Consider the following 16,408-nt stretch of genomic DNA (forward strand, 5'->3'; position numbering starts at 1 on the left):
GCCGGCAGGTTTGAATGTGGTCTTACGCCATCAAGCGCACTGCGACGACTGCGGTCACCCTTCTGGCGGCCTCGGTCGTCGTGTTCGCCTTCATCCATGTCATTCCGGGCGATCCGATCTACGTCCTGCTCGGTGATACGGCGACGCCGGACCAGATCGACGCCTTGCGCCATGAGCTCGGCCTCGATCAGCTCATCGTCGTGCAATATCTGCAATGGATGGCCCACGCGCTCCGCGGCGATCTCGGCCGCTCGATCTTCTTCCAGGCGCCGGTTCTGTCAGTGATCGCCGACGGCGCCGAAACCAGCGCGCTGCTCGCCACCATGACGATGGTCTGGGTCGTACTGATCGGCATCCCGATCGGCGTGATCGCAGCTGTCCGACATGGCAGCTGGCTCGACCAGGGGCTGTCCGGCGCGGCGATGCTGATGGCTTCGGTGCCGACGTTCTGGGTCGGCCTCTATCTGATCCTGGTGTTTGCCGCGACGCTGGGCTGGCTGCCCAGTTCGGGCTATCCGTCGATCTTCGACGGCGGCCCGGGCAATCTCCGCTATCTGATCCTGCCGAGCCTGACACTGGCTGCGCCCAACGCCGCGCTGATCCTGCGATTGACGCGCGCCAGCATGCTCGACGTCTCGCGCGAGGACTATGTGCGCGCGGCGCGCGCCAAGGGCATCCGCCCCTTTCAGGTGGTGCGCCGTCACATCCTGCGCAACGCGCTGCTGACGGTGGTGTCGGCGTTCGGCTTCACCTTCGCGGCGCTGCTGTCCGAGGCGGTCGTCACCGAAACGGTGTTTGCGCTGCCCGGCATCGGGCGGCTCGTGGTGCAGTCGATCCTGCGCCGCGACTATCCGGTCATTCAAGGCATCATCCTGGTCATCGTCGTGATCTATCTCGTCATCAACCTGATCGTCGATCTGACCTACCGCCTCCTCGATCCGCGGGTGGAGCTGCAATGACCCGGGGCGGCCTGGCTTTCATGTTGACGCCGTTCGTCGCGCGCCCGATCGCGCTGGCCGGACTTGGCGTCCTCCTGGCCGTCGCGCTCGCCGCAATCACGGCGCCCTGGCTCGCGCCGCACGACCCCTACGCGATCGATCCGATTGCCCGACTGACGCCGCCGAATGCCGCGCACTGGTTCGGCACCGACCAGTTCGGGCGCGATACGCTGTCCCGCGCCATCTACTCCGCGCGCATGGCGCTGCTGATCGGCTCGGGCGTTGTGGTCTTCGCACTCGTCACCGGCGTGCCGATCGCCGTCTTCTCCGCGCTGTTTCCGCGGCTCGGCCATGTCCTGATGCGCATGGTCGACGTGCTGATGGCGTTCCCGTCGCTGCTGCTCGCGCTCGGGCTCATCGTCATCCTCGGGCCCAGCGTCGCCAACTCGATCCTCGCCATCGGCATCGGCTTCATGACGACGACCACACGCATCGTCTACGGCCTGACCCTGCGCCTGCGCGCGGAGACCTATGTCGAGGCCGCGCGCAGCATGGGCTCGGGCACCGGATGGATCGCCGCCAGGCACATTCTGCCAAATCTGATCTCGCCGCTGCTCGTGCAGGCGAGCTTCGTGTTCGCGTTCGCGCAGCTCGGCGCGGCATCGCTCGATTTTCTCGGGCTCGGCGCGCCGCCGGAGATTCCGAGTTGGGGCAACATGCTCGCGGAGTCGCGCACCTTCATCACGCGCGCGCCATGGCTGCTGCTGTTTCCGGGCATGATGATCGTGCTGACCGCGTTCTCGCTCAATCTCGTCGGCGACGCGCTGCGCGACCGGCTCGATCCGCGCTTCCGCGACGTCTTCGGTGGTGAGGGCTAGACGGTGCTGTCGGTTCAAGACCTCGTTGTCTCGCTCGGGCCGGACAGGGCGCCGATCGATATCGTCTCCGGTGTCTCGTTCGATATCGGCAAGGGCGAGATCCTCGGCCTGGTCGGCGAATCCGGCTGCGGCAAGAGCATGACGTCGCTGGCCGTCATGGGCCTGCTGCCGCGGCCGGGGCCACGCATCCGGCGCGGACAGATCGTGCTCGCAGGCTCCGACGTGACGCAATTGCAGCCGTGGCAGCGGGTCGAGGCCGGTCACGGCCGCATGGCGATGATCTTCCAGGAGCCGATGACCTCGCTCAATCCGGTGCGGCGCATCGGTGACCAGATCGTCGAAGCGGTGCGCGTGCACGACGGGCTCACCGGAGCGGCCGCGACGGCGCGGGCCCGCGAGCTGCTGGAGATGGTGAGGATTCCCGACGCGGCGCTGCAGCTCTCCGCCTATCCGCATCAATTGTCCGGCGGACAGCGCCAGCGCATCATGATCGCGATCGCGTTGGCCTGCCGGCCGCAGGTCCTGATCGCCGACGAGCCGACCACGGCGCTCGATGTCACGATCCAGATCCAGATTCTCGGACTGCTGCGCGAGCTCTGCAATCGGCTCGACATGGCGATCCTGTTCATTACCCACGACATGGGCGTGATCGCGCAGCTCGCCGATCGTGTTGCCGTGATGTATGCGGGGCGGATCGTCGAGACCGCGGCGACGACCGCGCTGTTCGGCCGTCCGGCTCATCACTATACGCGCGGGCTGATGGACTGCATGCCGGCGAGCAATCCGAGCGCACGCCGCTTGCCGACCATCCCCGGACAAGCGCCGCGACCAGGCATGATCGCGGCCGGCTGCGCCTTCGCACCCCGCTGCAGCGCGTCGCGTGACGTGTGCCGGGACCGGGCGCCGCCGCGCGTCGAGATCGCAGCCGCGCATGAGGCGCTGTGCGCCTTCCCGATCGACGCCGGGAGGACGACGTGACCGAGACCACGATCCTGACCGTCAGCGACCTGAAGACCTCGTTCAAGGTCAAGCGGGCGGGCCGCAAATATCGCGTGCAGGCCGTCGACGGCGTGTCGCTGTCGCTGCGCGAAGGCGAGGTGCTGGGTCTCGTCGGAGAATCCGGCTGCGGCAAGACCACGGTCGGCCGCTCCCTCGTCCGCCTGGTGCAGCCGGACAGCGGGGCGATCGATTTCAAGGGCACCGACGTGATCGCGGCCAGCGGTGCTTCGCTGCGCGGTCTGCGGCTGAGCATCCGCATGGTGTTCCAGGATCCCTTCGCCTCGCTCAACCCCCGGCGCTCGATCGGCGACTCCGTTGCGGAAGCCGGCGACATCAATGGCGTCTTCAAGAGCCGGTCCGAGCGCGCTGCGCTGATCGCGCAAACGCTCGTGGCCGTCGGTCTCGATCCGTCGTTTGCCGAACGCCATCCGCACGAATTGAGCGGCGGCCAGCGTCAGCGCGTCGGCATCGCGCGGGCGGTCCTGCCGCGACCCGCGGTCATCATCGCCGACGAGCCGGTGTCCGCGCTCGACGTCTCCGTGCAGGCCCAGGTGTTGAACCTGCTGATGGACCTGCGCGAGCAGCTGAAACTGTCGATGCTGTTCATCTCTCACGATCTCGGCGTGATCGAGCGGATCAGCGACCGCGTCGCGGTGATGTACATGGGACGCATCGTCGAAACAGCCGACACCCGAACCATTATTGATCGCCCGCTCCATCCCTATACGCGCGCGCTGATGGCCGCCGTACCGAGGCCAGATCCGTCCAAGCGCATCGCCGGCGCGATCGAGACCGGCGAGCCGCCGAGCCAGTTCAGCCGGCCGAGCGGCTGCACCTACGCCGCCCGATGTCCGCTGCGAACCGCCCGCTGCCTCGCCGAGGTGCCGGCGTTGCGCACGTCCGGTCCCGAGAGGCTGGCGGCGTGCCATAACCTGACGGATTAGACGAGGGTTTCCAACGTGGTGGCAAATTGATCCTGTCGATCCGGCTGTCATCGTCCGCCCCCGGGTCTCGCGAGCCCGAGGACAGGCTCCGGCGGACGATCCAGTACGCCGTCAGCCCTCGTTGAACATCTTCTGCTGCGGAGTACTGGAGGCTCCGCCTTCGCGGAGCATGGCAGCTGCTGCAATCAGTTCGTTCACCCCATCGCGACCGTTTCTCGGTTCCATCCGGCCAATTTTGTGTGGCACGGCGGACACGGTTAGAAACTCGTTGTCGCGAGAAGATTTCTGAACATTTCCAAACCTGTCGAACTAATGAATGATACCGGTAAAAAGGCAGCATGGGCCAATATTGAGAGTAAGATGGGCGGTAAGCATTTTTCGAAGAAGTCATATCTTCTGCGCAATACGGCGGTTCTGTTCGCCCTGTTCGGATCAGTTGCACTGCCCGCGATCTCCAATCCAGCGTCCGCGCAATTCGTATGCGGCGGCAGCGCAACAGGCTCGGCCCCCGTCAGCGGTTCCGGATCGTCTTCAGCCAACCAGCATGACGTCGCCTGCGGCATTTCGTCCGTGGCACAGGGCGCTGCGTCCGGCACCTCGGGCGGCGCGACCGCCGTGGGCTTCGGGGCCTTTGCACTCGGCGCCAACTCAACGACCATCGGCAGCTTCTCGGGCGCGTCCACGCCGTCAGCCGGCGTCACCAGCATCGGCGCCAATGCCAACGCGTTCGGCAGCCCTGCGGGCACCTACAGCACCGCGATTGGCGCTGGCGCCGATCCCAATTCTGGTAACCAGGTTCAGTCGATAGGCAACTACAGCGTCGCCATCGGCGGCGGCGACGGCGTCGGCGCGAACGCAGCCAGATCGCTCGGAAGCCTTAGCGTCGCGATCGGCGGTAGCACGGTCGCGAGTGCGGCGAACAGCACCGTTGTCGGTTCGAACAGTTCAGTGGCCGCCGGCAGCACCGGCAGCGCCGCGTTCGGCACTGGGCAGACCGTGAACGGCACCAACAGCACGTCCATGGGCTCAGCCAACAGCGTCACCGGGAATAACAGCGGTGCGTTCGGCACCGGCCAAACCGTTAACGGCAACGGCACCTTCGCAATCGGCGATCCCAACACCGTCAACGGCAACAGCAGCTTCGTGTTCGGTGACGGCAACACCGTCAACGTCACGAATACAGCGGGATTTGGCGACAACGTGCAGGTCATAGGTACCAACAACACCGTGGCTGCGACCGCGAGTTCAGCCGGCGCGAGCGTGATGGGTACGGGCAACACCGTGAACGGCACCAACATCGTCGCGATCGGCACCAACACCACCGTGACCGGCAACAACGGCATCGCGATCGGCAACACTGCGCAGGCCACCGGAATCAGCGCCATGGCCATTGGCACGGGTGCGACGGCGGGATTCGCCGGCTCGACCGCGATCGGCGCCGGAGCAACGACAACTGCCGTCAACCAGGTCTCGATCGGAACCACCAACAACACCTACAAGATGGCGGGCCTGACCTCAGCGGCAAGCCTCGCCGCGCAGACCGGCGCAACCTCGTTCGTGACCACCGACGCCGCCGGCAACCTGGCGGCGACGAGCTTCAACCCGGGCAGCTTCCAGACCCAGATCAACTCGCTCTCGGCGCAGATCACCGACAACCGGCTCGAGGCACGCACCGGCACCGCCATTGCGCTCGCTGCCGGATCGATGCCTGCGCTGCTACCCGGCCGCAAGTTCGCGCTTTCCGCAGGTTACGGCAACTTCCAGGGAGCCAATGCGTTCGCCGTCGGCGGCACCGCGCTGCTCTACGACGGTAAGAGCTACGCCATCGTCGGCAATGCCGGCGCTGGCATTGGGCTCGAGCGCAACGTCGCGGGTGGCCGCGGAGCCGTCTCGGTCCAGTGGTAAGTCAAACCCTCGCAGCGATCGCGCGGCGCGCCGGCGCCGTGCTGCTCTTGCTCATCCTGAGCAGCACTGTCGCTCTCGCGCAGCCGCAACCGACGCCGAACGCAAAGCCCGCCAACATCGATCGCAACGGCGTGCTGATGCTGATCCGCTCGGCGCTGTTGGCGCTCGACCAGGCCAACAAGACCGGCAACTACACCGTTTTGCGCGACCTCGGCGCGCCCGGCTTCCAGGCGGCCAACACGGCCGCGCGCCTGTCTGAAATTTTCGCCTCGCAGCGCAATGACAAGCTCGACCTGTCGGGCACTGCCGTCATCGATCCGCAACTCAGCCTGCTGCCGGAGATCGTGCCAAACGGCATGATGCGCATGGCCGGCTTCTTCCCGTCCGTTCCCTCGCAGGTGAACTTTGAACTTATCTTCGCACCCGTCGACGGCCAATGGCGACTGTTCGGTCTCGCGGTGAACGTCTCACAATCCGCACCCGTCGCGCCGGCAGCGCCCGTCACGCCGGCAGCGCCAGCGTCACCCGCAGCCAAGAATGGAGCTCCGGCCAAGAAGCCGGCTGAGGCGAAGCAACCGGAGGCGAGGCCGCCGACGTCACCTCCGGCAGCGCCGAAAGAGTAAGCAGCGCAAAGTCGCGTTAAAGGCGGTCGCTATTCAGCTTCCAAAGCCGGCGCGTCCATAGTTGACCGGTCGCGGAGACAGACGGACGCAAAATTTGGACCGTCAGATTTGATCCACTGCGTTCCCGGGAATGCTGCGCACCCAGCCTGTTTCGCGCCGCAGCGTTGCCAATCAGGCGAATTGGGCGCAGGCTCGTCCCAAGCGCGCAAGTCGCATTCATGGGGAGAGACGGATGAAAGAACCGGGTCTCGACGGACGCCACCGGGACAAGGATGGCGAGATCAGCAGGAAGCATGGGAATACGCTGGTCAGCACGCTGCGCAAGATTTACGGCAAATCGTTCGCGGCGGGCTATCCGGACTCCACCAAGCTCAGTGACGTTCTGATGCAACTGAACGAGACCTCGCTCAGCCAACTGCGCCGGGACCACGGCACCGGGCATCTGGACCACAAGATCAAGGAAGCTTCGAAGTAGTCGGCGACGCGAATTGTCGCGGGCGTCCACCTGTTGGATCGACGCTACCCGCGGCGCCGAGGCTGACGAGATATTGGCCGCCTGAGCGCCTCGGCCTTGCCGTTCACCGTTCAATCTAAGCCGGCCCATTTCAGGATGTCGGCGAACTGTTGTTCGAATTTTTTCTGCTGTCCTGTACTGGGGAAATAGACGACCCGACCGCCGTTGATCACGTTGAAGCCATCCTTCGTCAACCTGGGTTCCAGAATCCGGCAGACATTTGCTTTGATCAATATCAGCGGTACACCCCGATCTGACAGCAGGCTGGAGAGGTCGTCGATGAGAAGCGGATAATCTCTCTCAATCACCGCGTCGCGGTCATGGCTCGCATCCTTTGGCAGCTTGTCCACTTGCTGGTAGGTTGCGTCAACCAGCATCCATCCCTTGCGCTGAAATTCGCGCAACCCGGCTTCTTTCGTGGTGGGGCTGTTTCCCATTTGGTGCGCGAGGGCGGCGAATAACGGCTCCTTGATCGACCCAGTCGGATCATAGAAGTATTTCCAGAAGCTGGCGGCGATTCCGCGACGATGACGAGCTTGACGAATTCGGGCTCATACTGACGTCTCAGCCCAAGGTAGCCCCGATCTCTCGGTGACATCTGACGTTGCCCCTCCGTCACAGCGATGTCACGTGCTTTCCTGGACGCATGCAGTCCACCATCGTCGCCGTGAATAAACCACGCGTAGCGGGCTTACACTGCTGTCGGCGTCGTCCATGACTGCTGGCCGTTCTGGTTCCAGAACGACTCCGTCAGGGCCGCGCCGTTGAGCGTCAATGTCGCGTAGCCATTGGTGACGAAGTAGTCTGTGCCTGGCCCCAGATTCTGGCCTTCGTACCAGAGCACGTTGCCGGATTGGCTCAGATCGGTGGCGACACCCCAAGGGATGCAGCCATGTCCGCAGCAGCGCGGGGTGATGGTGATCCCGTTGATCTGTTGCGCGTTGTACACCGCGGCGGCATGCTGGTGCCCCCAGTACCAGACGACGTTTCGACTGGCGCCGGACGGGATCTGTTGCAGGACTTGCGTGACCTGCTGCCATAGCAGGTAGGCGGCATCGGCCGCCGTCGGGACCGATCCGTCGAGGTTCAGGCCGTTGTGATGCGTGAGCAGGATCAAGCTTTGCCCTGAACCGAGCCGGGCAATCTGGTTCTGCAGAAACTGTATCTGGGCGCCTTGCGGGTCACCCAGGCTGCCGATCATGTAGCCCGGGAAGTCCTTGAGCTGGTTGTCCGGTGCGTAATACGCCGAATCCAGCCCCACGATGCGGAAGGCGTTGTTGGTGAGCGCAAAGCAATTGCCTCCTTGGGAGGCGAACGCCGGCGCCGCCAACGTCGTCAAGGAATAGCCAGTGGCGTGAGCGTACATTTCGTGATTGGAATTGAGCGCGAAGGATTTCCCGGCTGCGCCCGGCCAGACCTCTACGAAGTTCGTCGACTCAATGGGGTCCAGAATGTCGTCGCCGTTGGTGCCCGCATAGTAGACGTCGCCAAGATGAATGAGATAGTCGGCGGCCTTCGCGGCGGCGCCGACGGCCAGGGCCGGCGCGTTCGCCCCGCCCCAGTCGCCGAGAAGGGCCAAATTGGCGCTGTCCGGAATCTGAACTGTATTGCCGACCGTGAACGGCGGCGTCTGGTCCTCGGTGAGGACCATTGCGGGGAAGCAGTAAGCCCACCCGAGGTCCGTGGAATCATAGTCGACATCGCCGAAATACACCTCGCCATTCGGCCCGACGGTCGTGAAGAAATCTTCCGGAAAGACAGCGCCCGGCGCGAGCAGTTCGCCCTCGAGCTCCGCGCGGAGCAGCCTGTGCAGCGCCACGAGCTCCCGATCCGTCGGACGCACCACGGCGGCGACAGCCTTGTTCCGCACCGCGACAGCATGGTTGTGGGCGTCGAGCATCTTCAGCTGCAACTGCGGCTTGATATGCGACGGGACCCTGGCCCAGGCGGCCTTCACCTGCTGCCGCAATCGATGGAGATCCTTCATCTGTCGCTCCTCTCGCTGGATCACGTCGAGCGTTCGTTTCGAACGACGGGCGTCCGAACGGCTCGCACACCGAGCGAGGAACCTTAGATGATAAAATCATTCGAAACAATCACAAGTAGAGGCGCAAATTCTGTTGTTTGTGCAACGTTGCGCCATGGGACGCAGGTCGCGAAAGCTTGACCGGTCCGAGCCGACCAACGCCGAACTTCGGTCCGGATCAACCCGACCCATGCGAGTCCTCCGGCCGATCTTCCGGCGATAGGCATATCGCCGGGTGTGCTGTCGCTGAGAGCACGACACGTTAGGCAGCCTCAGTCTCCGATCGGAAGGCTCCTGCAAGAAGCCATCCGACGGGAGCCTCGCAACCTGCCAACTACTTCGGCAGGCTGCCAGCCTGGTTCGTGCCCGGGCCGACATTGCCCTGGCTCGACGAGGTGGAGTCGCGGCCGGACTTCATATTGCTGCCGCTGGTCTGCATGTTGCTGCCGGTGGTCTGCGACGAGGTCGCGGACGACGAGGCGTGGTGCTTCTTGTGATGCTTCGCCTGGGCGGCCATCGGGACGGCGGCGAGGCTGGCAGCGACGAAGGTGGCAATGGCGAGCTGGGTCTTCTTCATGGATCCGATCTCCAGAGTTGAACGGCACGCTCGCCCAACCCGGCTACGACATCGGAGTTCCACCGCCAGGATCAAGCGTTGTTGTCAGACGTCGCGTCCGCGTGAAAGTGCACTGCGGCAGCCTCACGCCGGTGCTTGCAGCGGCGCGGCGGCCTGCTCCGGCACAGGCCTGGGGAACGGCTTGAACGTCATCATCATCAGGACCGCGCCGAGACCCATCAGCCAGGAGCCGACATAGAGCCACGTGTAGCTGGCAAAGCTGTCGTAGATCAGGCCGCCGGCCAGCGGGCCCGTCGCCATCCCTAAGCTGCCGGCCATTGCGGTGCCGCCGATCACCGTGCCCATGATCGATTGCGGAAAGTTGTCGCGCGCGATCGCGGCGTAGAGCGGCATGGTGCCGGCATAGAGGAAGCCGAAGATCGCGGCGACCGCATAGAACGCGGCGAGGTCGCGCACGGCCACATAAGCGAGCGCGCCGAACGCCTGGGCGAGCAGGCCGAGCACGAGCACGCGCTTGGCACCGAAGCGGTCGCCGAGCAGGCCGAAGCCGATGCGGCCGCCGAGCCCGGCGAGACCCTCGACGCTATAGATCGTCACCGCCGCCATCAGCGGAATGCCGCAGGTGACGGCGTAACTGACGGTGTGGATGATCGGGCCCGAATGGGTGGCGCAGCAGAAGAAGTTGGTGGCGAGCAGGATCAGGAACTGCGGCGAGCGCAGCGCCACTGATCGCGTCATCTCGGGCGGCGCGGCGGCGGGAGCGGACGCGATGGAATCGCCGGGCGCCGACACCGGCGGACGGCCTACCAGCAACGACGTCGGGATCATGATGGCGGCAACGATGGCGGCGATGCACTGCATCGCGGTCCGCCAGTCGTAGTTCGAGACGAGCCAGGCCGCGAGCGGCGACATCGTCATCGGCGCCACGCCCATGCCGGCCGACACCAGCGAAACCGCGAGGCTGCGATGGGTGTCGAACCAGCCGGTGACGGTGGCCATGACCGGCGGGAAGATCGCCGCCGTCGCGATGCCCGCGATCAGCCCGAACAGCAGCTGGAACGCCAGAAGCGACGATGTCAGGCTGGCGAGCAGCAGGCTAAGGGCGAGCAGGGTCGAGCCGATCAGCAGCACGGGACGCGGGCCGATGCGGTCGGACAGCGTGCCCCACGCCATGCTGGTGCAGGCCATCGCCAGGAAGCCGATCGTCAACGCGCTGGAGATTCCGGCGACCGACCAGCCGGTCTCTGCGGCCATCGGCTTGAGGAACACCGGCAGCGAGAACAGGCCGCCGACGGCGACGCAGCCGAGTACGCCGCCGGCCGCCACGATCACCCAGCGATACTGCGTTGTGCTCATCTGTCGGTCTCCGTTGTTTCGGCTTCTTACTGCAAGACGTGCCGGAGACCACCGCGACGACAGCACGGCGACAATTTTTCAGGTCAAACGATCACGCCCGGGAACCGGCCCCGCGCGTCGTCGGATCGCCGCGACGTCCGGCGCACGATGGTGGAACGCCCGGCGCACGCTGGTTCCACCTCAACTCATCAGGTCCCAGAAGCTGGCCTTGCGGCCATGCTCGAACTTCAGGCGCGAGAGATAGGCCGCGTGCGGCTGCCCTGCAGGGTGTCGTCGATCATCGCGCGCAGCAGCAGCGTGGCCGCAAGCGGATGCTTGCCGGCGAGCGCCTCCGCCGCCGGCGCGAGCACGTGATAGGCCTCGCCGTTCAGTTCCCGATTGCGCCGGAGCACGAGCTTCGCGGCGCGATCCAGCGCCTTCCACGGGACGAGAAAGTCGAGCACCCGAATCAACTGGGGAAACTGTTCGACGTGATCGAGCGCACGCCGCTCGCCAGATCCATGAACTGCCACATCACCTCCAAGGCTGTCGCGGCGTCGTGCTGCGCCACCTGCCCGGTGATGCTGTCGCACAAAGCTTCGAGATCGGCGGCCAGCTGGCGCAGCTTGTTGCGCTCGATAAAGGTGGTGGCGCGGGCGATCTGCGCCAACCGCTTGCGCAGCTCGGCCGCCATCTTGTTCGGCGCCGCGGTCTCGAGCTTGAGCCGCCGCTTGATGGCCGCGTCGCGCTCGGCCACCTCCATCAGCAGCTCGGCCAGGCGCGGCGCGCCGAGCGCTTCGTGGGCCTTGGCGGTCAGCGTCGTGTTGCCGGCCATCGCAGCCCCCCCTTTGCTCACACCGGCGTCATGCCGTGTTGGCGCTTGGTCTCGGCTGTCTCCTCCGAGACGAGATACTCGATGAACGCGCGCGCCGCCTCGCTGTGCGCGCCGGCCTTGCACAGCCCAGCGGCGAACACCGTGCCTGGCTGCAGCGCGTCCGGCAGCAGGCCGACGATGTCGATGCCGGGGGCGCCGAGCATTTCGCTGAGCTGCTGGAAGCCGACATCGACCTCGCCGTCGGCGAGCAGCTTTGCCACGGGAATGCCGGGCTTGGCCTGCACCAGGCGCGAGGCGCCCTCGCCCTCCAGGCCCCAGCCACGCGCCAGCGTCTGCACGTGGGTGCCGCTCGGGCCGGTGGAGATGCCGATCGCCCTGGCGTTCTCCATCGCCTTGCGCACGGCGGCCTCGTCGAGCGGATCGGGCTTGGGGCGGCCGGCACGCACCGCCATCGCCATCGGCGATTCCGCGATCTCGATGATGCTGCCGGGAACGAGATGGCCGTCGGCTTCGAGCTTCTGCAGCGCATCGGATGCCAGCACCGCGAAGTCGAACGCCTCGCCGGCGCGGATGCGCTTGGCGGCATCGACGCCGCCGACGGATTCGATCGTGATCACCTCGCCGGTGGCCTCCTCATACGCCGCCGCGAGCTCGGCGAGGATCTGCCGGGTTGCCATCGAGGAAATGCCGGCGGCGGTCACGCTCATGGGGGACTCCGTTGGAAGAGGTGCGTGCGACCCGCGCACGGGACGCCTTTCGTCCGGGATATTGCAAGCGGAGCAGCAGAGCAAGCTGGCAACGATCAGTCGATCGGTCGTTCGCGTCGGCCAATTGCCAGGGTCCATGGGCGAAACATTGGCTGGCGCCCCACGAGCGGTGCGCTTTCTCGCCCCGTTCTTACGGGGAGAGGGTCGGGGTGAGGGGCAACCGCACGAGTGGTGTGAATGGATAGAGCTGTACCCCCTCACCCGGATTGCATCTGGCGATGCAATCCGACCTCTCCCCGCAAGCGGGGCGAGGTACATCGAGCAAGCCGCCAGAGCATCACTCCCGACTAATCACTTCGGCACGCTCTCCAGATCCTCCAGCCACGCCGCGGCATTGCCATCCGACGGCGCGCGCCAGTCGCCGCGGGGCGACAGCGAACCGCCGGCGACGACCTTCGGGCCGTTCGGCATCGCCGAGCGCTTGAACTGGCTGAAGGCGAAGAAGCGCTTGAGGAACACTTCGAGCCACTTCCTGATATCGCCGAGCGCGTAGGCATTGCGCTTGTCGGGCGGAAAGTGCGGCGGCCAGGCGCCGTGGCCGGCGTCCTTCCAGGCGTGATGCGCCATGAAGGCGATCTTCGACGGGCGTAGGCCGTAGCGCAGCGTGTAGAACAGGTTGAAATCCTGCAGCTCATAGGGGCCGATGGTGGCCTGCGTGCTCTGCGGCGTCTCGCCCTCCTTCACCGGCACCAGCTCCGGCGAGATCTCCGCGGACAGCACCGCTTCCAACGTGCGATCGACATCGGCCGAGAATTGATGCGTGGCGATCACCCAGCGGATGAGATGCTGGATCAGGGTCTTCGGCACGCCGGCGTTGACGTTGTAGTGCGACATCTGATCGCCGACGCCATAGGTGCACCAGCCCAGTGCGAGCTCGGAGAGATCGCCGGTGCCGAGTACGAGGCCGCCGCGGTCGTTGGCGAGGCGGAACAGATAGTCGGTGCGCAGGCCGGCCTGCACGTTCTCGAAGGTGATGTCGTAGACCTCTTCGCCGCGCCCGAACGGATGGCCGATATCCTTCAACATCTGCGTCGCCGCGGGACGAATGTCGAGCTCGGCGGCGCTGACCTGCAGCGAGGCCATCAGCGCATGCGCATAGGACTTGCTCTGCGCGCCCGTAGCGAAGCCCGGCATCGTATAGGCCAGGATGTTGGTGCGGGGCAGGCCGAGCAGGTCCATCGCCTTGGCGGCGACGATCAGGGCATGCGTGGAATCGAGCCCTCCGGAGACGCCGATGACGATGCGCTTGGTGCCGGTAGCGCGCAGCCGTTGCGTCAGGCCGGCGACCTGGATGTTGTAGGCCTCGTAGCAATCCTGATCGAGCCGCGCCGCGCCGCTCGGCACGAACGGGAAGCGCTCGATCGTCCGCATGAAGCCGATATCGCCCTCGGCCGGCTGCAGCTCGAAGCCGATGCGGCGCCAGTGCACGCCGCTGTCAGTGGCGCGCGCGTTGTCATCGAACGTGCCCATCAGCGCGCGTTCCTGGCGCAGCAGGTCGAGATCGACGTCGGCAAAGATGGTCTGGCCGGTCTGGCGGAAGCGCTCGCTCTCGGCGAGCAGCACGCCGTTCTCAAAGATCGAGGTCTGGCCGTCCCAGGACAGGTCGGTGGTGGATTCGCCTGCGCCCGCCGCGGCGTAGATGTAGGCCGCGAGGCAGCGCGCCGAGGTCGAACGACAAAGTAGCGAACGGGATTCGGCGCGGCCGACGGTGATCGGGCTGCCCGAGAGATTGGCGAGCACGGTGGCACCCGCCAGCGCGAGCTCCGAGGCCGGCGTCACCGGGACCCACATGTCCTCGCAGATCTCGACGCCGATCACGAGTCCCGCAACATCGGCGGCGGCGAACAACAAATCCGTGCCGAACGGCGCCATCGTCTCGGCGACCTCGATCATCTCGCCGCGAATGCCGGCACCGGAGGCGAAGTGGCGGCCTTCGTAGAACTCGCGATAGGTCGGCAAGTAGCTCTTCGGAATGACGCCGAGCACCTCGCCGCGATGGATCACGACGGCGCAATTGTAGACACGATGCGCAAAGCGCAGCGGCGCGCCGACGATCAGCACCGGCATCAGGTCGTGCGAGGCTTCGACCAAGGTCAGCAGCCCGCGCTGCACGGCATCGAGCAGCGGGTCCTGCTTGACCAGGTCCTCGATCGCGTAGCCCGACAGACAGAGCTCGGGGAAGACTGCGACCGCAGTGCCCTGATCGTGACAAGCCCGCGCAGCCGCCAGGATCGCCGCCGCATTGGCGGTGGGATTGGCGACGCTCGAGGCGGTGACGCAGGCGGCGACGCGGGCAAAGCCGTGGCGGTAGATCGAATGGAAATTCATCGGGGCAGTCCATCTCCTGTCGCCGGAGCATACGACATCTTTCATGACGGGAGCCATAACAAGGGCGGCAGGCCAGCACCGCAGCGCCGGCAGGGTGCGCCGTCGGGCGCGGGTCGCGTCATTTGATTTGCATCGGGCCGGGCAGCCCGGGTAACTCGAACGCCATGAACCTGTTCGTCATCGGCTTCGGCTACACCGCCCAGCGCTTCGTCGACCTTCACGGCGGCGGGTTCGCCCGCATCACAGGCACCGTGCGGAGCGCCGACAAGCGCGCGCAGCTGGCGTCGCATGACATCGACCTGTTCGACGGCGCGGCGCCGGCGGCCGCGACCTTGGCGAAGGCCGCCGCGGCCGACGTCGTGCTGATCTCGGTGCCGCCCGGCGCCGGTGACGATCCAGCGCTGACGGCGTTCGGCGATGCCATCACATCCGGCTCCGCGCGCGTGATCTATCTCTCCACCGTCGGCGTCTATGGCGATCACCAGGGCGACTGGATCGACGAGGACACGCCGCTGGCGCCGGAGCACGGAAGGGTGCAGGCCCGGGTCCGCGTCGAAGACGAATGGCGGAGTCGGATCGGTGACCGGCTCGCGGTGCTCCGGCTCGGCGGCATCTATGGCCCCGGCCGCAACGCACTGGTCGAGCTGCGCGCGGGGCGGGCGCGCCGCATCGTCAAACCGGGCCAGGTCTTCAACCGCATCCATGTCGATGATGCGGCGCGCGCGATCATGGGCGCGGTCCAGCGCGGGCAAGGCGGCGCCTGGAACATCGTCGACGATGAGCCGGCCCCGCCGCAGGACGTCATTGCCTACGCCGCAAGCCTGATGGGCATCGCGCCGCCGCCGGAGCTGCCGTTCGACAGCGCCGAGCTGTCGCCGATGGCGCGGAGTTTTTACGCTAGCAACCGGCGCATCCGGAACCTCCGCGCCAAGCAGGATCTCGGCCTCGTCTTCGCCTACCCGACCTACCGCGCCGGGCTCGACGCGTTGTGGGCGGCGGGTGAAGGGCGGCGCTGAGGCGCGCAGTTCAAGACTGAGAGACTGCGCTCAACCCGAGGAGCCGCAGGCCGCACGGAGTCCGCGGCCGAACAGACGCAGGGCCGCCTCCTCCGGTCCTGGATCGCCGGGACGCCCGCCGCCGAGCGAGCCGTCGATGCGGAGCATCGCGAGCCCATGCGCAAGACCCCAGGCCGCCACCGCGGCCTGCTCGAGTGGAGCGGCGGGTGTTTCGGCGGGGAGAAAGTCTGCGAGAGCATGGCGCAGCGGCGTGAAAGTCGCCCGTTTCGCCGCCGCGACGTCTGGATAAGCGTGCCAGTCGGCCAAGCCGACGCCGAACATCAGGCGATACAGCTGCGGATGCATCGTCGCGAACCGGATGTAATCGAGGCCGAGGCTCGTCAGCCGATCTTCGGCATCCGAGCCGTCCGCGGCCGCCTCGTTCTGCGCCGCTGTGAGCGCAAGGAAGCCGGCCTCGGCGACGGTGGCGAGCAGATCCTCCTTGCTGGCGAAATGATTGTAGGGCGCAGACTGCGACACCCCTGCCACGCGCGCCACTGCCCGGAACGATAGCGCCTCGGCACCGTCCTGCTCGAGAAGATCGGTTGCGACCGAGATCAGGGCGCGCTTCAGATCGCCATGGTGATACGGCCGGCGTTCAGACCCGGCATTCGGCTTCGTTGGCTTGGAATTCGCTGGCTGTTTCGTCATTGCAATTCAATGTTGACAGTGAACATATTCGAT

The 16,408-nt window shown here is 66.0% G+C and carries 17 protein-coding genes; 8 read left to right on the forward strand and 9 right to left on the reverse strand.

From position 1 onward, the window contains the following. The first annotated feature begins 14 nt into the window (after positions 1-14). The 7 genes from ACQR1I_RS32235 (at position 15) to ACQR1I_RS32265 (ending at position 6,762) form a co-directional block, all read left to right on the forward strand. On the forward strand, positions 15-959 hold the full coding sequence (locus ACQR1I_RS32235; RefSeq protein ID WP_434870460.1) for an ABC transporter permease: 945 nt from the start codon (positions 15-17) through the stop codon (positions 957-959). After that, positions 956-1,816 carry an ABC transporter permease gene (locus ACQR1I_RS32240; RefSeq protein ID WP_434870461.1) on the forward strand — a complete coding sequence of 287 codons (861 nt, stop codon included), beginning with the start codon at positions 956-958 and terminating at the stop codon, positions 1,814-1,816. The genes ACQR1I_RS32235 and ACQR1I_RS32240 overlap by 4 nt, the downstream gene beginning before the upstream one ends. 3 nt (positions 1,817-1,819) lie before the next feature. Beyond that, complete coding sequence (locus ACQR1I_RS32245) at positions 1,820-2,794, forward strand: ABC transporter ATP-binding protein (protein ID WP_434870462.1); 975 nt, start codon at positions 1,820-1,822, stop codon at positions 2,792-2,794. Then, positions 2,791-3,759 (forward strand): ABC transporter ATP-binding protein, encoded by a 969-nt coding sequence (locus ACQR1I_RS32250; protein ID WP_434870463.1) that lies wholly within the window; start codon positions 2,791-2,793, stop codon positions 3,757-3,759. Before ACQR1I_RS32245 ends, ACQR1I_RS32250 begins: the two co-directional genes overlap by 4 nt. A gap of 570 nt (positions 3,760-4,329) precedes the next feature. Beyond that, positions 4,330-5,664, forward strand: coding sequence for a YadA family autotransporter adhesin (locus tag ACQR1I_RS32255; RefSeq protein ID WP_434870464.1), 1,335 nt, complete (start codon positions 4,330-4,332; stop codon positions 5,662-5,664). Next, entirely contained in the window at positions 5,658-6,287 is a 630-nt protein-coding gene (locus ACQR1I_RS32260) for a hypothetical protein (protein WP_434870465.1), read from the forward strand. The genes ACQR1I_RS32255 and ACQR1I_RS32260 overlap by 7 nt, the downstream gene beginning before the upstream one ends. A gap of 232 nt (positions 6,288-6,519) precedes the next feature. Further along, entirely contained in the window at positions 6,520-6,762 is a 243-nt protein-coding gene (locus ACQR1I_RS32265) for a hypothetical protein (protein WP_434870574.1), read from the forward strand. Between the two features lie 110 nt (positions 6,763-6,872). On the opposite strand, the gene ACQR1I_RS32270 is transcribed toward ACQR1I_RS32265, so the two are convergent. From ACQR1I_RS32270 to ACQR1I_RS32305, 8 genes are all read right to left on the reverse strand, one after another. Continuing rightward, complete coding sequence (locus tag ACQR1I_RS32270) at positions 6,873-7,238, reverse strand: hypothetical protein (RefSeq protein WP_434870466.1); 366 nt, start codon at positions 7,236-7,238, stop codon at positions 6,873-6,875. A 254-nt stretch (positions 7,239-7,492) separates the two neighbouring features. Next, positions 7,493-8,788, reverse strand: a complete 1,296-nt coding sequence (locus tag ACQR1I_RS32275; protein ID WP_434870467.1) for a hypothetical protein — start codon at positions 8,786-8,788, stop codon at positions 7,493-7,495. Between the two features lie 373 nt (positions 8,789-9,161). Beyond that, entirely contained in the window at positions 9,162-9,404 is a 243-nt protein-coding gene (locus tag ACQR1I_RS32280; protein ID WP_434870468.1) for a hypothetical protein, read from the reverse strand. A 123-nt stretch (positions 9,405-9,527) separates the two neighbouring features. After that, on the reverse strand, positions 9,528-10,760 hold the full coding sequence (locus ACQR1I_RS32285) for an MFS transporter (protein WP_434870469.1): 1,233 nt from the start codon (positions 10,758-10,760) through the stop codon (positions 9,528-9,530). A gap of 227 nt (positions 10,761-10,987) precedes the next feature. Then, the gene (locus ACQR1I_RS32290; RefSeq protein ID WP_434870470.1) at positions 10,988-11,203 is read right to left on the reverse strand and encodes a DUF6880 family protein; all 216 of its coding nucleotides are present in this window, start codon (positions 11,201-11,203) and stop codon (positions 10,988-10,990) included. Positions 11,204-11,208: 5 nt separating this feature from the next. Then, complete coding sequence (locus ACQR1I_RS32295) at positions 11,209-11,574, reverse strand: DUF6880 family protein (RefSeq protein ID WP_434870471.1); 366 nt, start codon at positions 11,572-11,574, stop codon at positions 11,209-11,211. 17 nt (positions 11,575-11,591) lie between these two features. After that, positions 11,592-12,281: a substrate-binding domain-containing protein gene (locus ACQR1I_RS32300; protein WP_434870472.1), complete on the reverse strand. Its 690-nt coding sequence runs from the start codon at positions 12,279-12,281 to the stop codon at positions 11,592-11,594. 351 nt (positions 12,282-12,632) lie between these two features. Then, on the reverse strand, positions 12,633-14,669 hold the full coding sequence (locus ACQR1I_RS32305; protein WP_434870473.1) for an NAD(+) synthase: 2,037 nt from the start codon (positions 14,667-14,669) through the stop codon (positions 12,633-12,635). Positions 14,670-14,833: 164 nt separating this feature from the next. Here ACQR1I_RS32305 and ACQR1I_RS32310 point away from each other — a divergent pair, with 164 nt between their 5' ends. Then, positions 14,834-15,685, forward strand: a complete 852-nt coding sequence (locus ACQR1I_RS32310) for an NAD-dependent epimerase/dehydratase family protein (RefSeq protein WP_434870474.1) — start codon at positions 14,834-14,836, stop codon at positions 15,683-15,685. Between the two features lie 30 nt (positions 15,686-15,715). On the opposite strand, the gene ACQR1I_RS32315 is transcribed toward ACQR1I_RS32310, so the two are convergent. Continuing rightward, complete coding sequence (locus tag ACQR1I_RS32315; RefSeq protein ID WP_434870475.1) at positions 15,716-16,375, reverse strand: TetR/AcrR family transcriptional regulator; 660 nt, start codon at positions 16,373-16,375, stop codon at positions 15,716-15,718. Between the last annotated feature and the right edge of the window lie 33 nt (positions 16,376-16,408).

It is taken from the genome of Bradyrhizobium sp. HKCCYLS2038, from assembly GCF_051167655.1.
Lineage (GTDB): Bacteria > Pseudomonadota > Alphaproteobacteria > Rhizobiales > Xanthobacteraceae > Bradyrhizobium.

Bases quoted from the DNA above. Each gene is read 5' to 3' on its own strand.
- ACQR1I_RS32235 (WP_434870460.1), top strand. From the start codon at position 15: ATGTGGTCTTACGCCATCAAGCGCACTGCGACGACTGCGGTCACCCTT.
- ACQR1I_RS32240 (WP_434870461.1), top strand. From the start codon at position 956: ATGACCCGGGGCGGCCTGGCTTTCATGTTGACGCCGTTCGTCGCGCGC.
- ACQR1I_RS32265 (WP_434870574.1), top strand. From the start codon at position 6,520: ATGAAAGAACCGGGTCTCGACGGACGCCACCGGGACAAGGATGGCGAG.
- ACQR1I_RS32270 (WP_434870466.1), bottom strand. From the start codon at position 7,238: ATGGGAAACAGCCCCACCACGAAAGAAGCCGGGTTGCGCGAATTTCAG.
- ACQR1I_RS32275 (WP_434870467.1), bottom strand. From the start codon at position 8,788: ATGAAGGATCTCCATCGATTGCGGCAGCAGGTGAAGGCCGCCTGGGCC.
- ACQR1I_RS32280 (WP_434870468.1), bottom strand. From the start codon at position 9,404: ATGAAGAAGACCCAGCTCGCCATTGCCACCTTCGTCGCTGCCAGCCTC.
- ACQR1I_RS32285 (WP_434870469.1), bottom strand. From the start codon at position 10,760: ATGAGCACAACGCAGTATCGCTGGGTGATCGTGGCGGCCGGCGGCGTA.
- ACQR1I_RS32295 (WP_434870471.1), bottom strand. From the start codon at position 11,574: ATGGCCGGCAACACGACGCTGACCGCCAAGGCCCACGAAGCGCTCGGC.
- ACQR1I_RS32300 (WP_434870472.1), bottom strand. From the start codon at position 12,281: ATGAGCGTGACCGCCGCCGGCATTTCCTCGATGGCAACCCGGCAGATC.
- ACQR1I_RS32305 (WP_434870473.1), bottom strand. From the start codon at position 14,669: ATGAATTTCCATTCGATCTACCGCCACGGCTTTGCCCGCGTCGCCGCC.
- ACQR1I_RS32310 (WP_434870474.1), top strand. From the start codon at position 14,834: ATGAACCTGTTCGTCATCGGCTTCGGCTACACCGCCCAGCGCTTCGTC.
- ACQR1I_RS32315 (WP_434870475.1), bottom strand. From the start codon at position 16,375: ATGACGAAACAGCCAGCGAATTCCAAGCCAACGAAGCCGAATGCCGGG.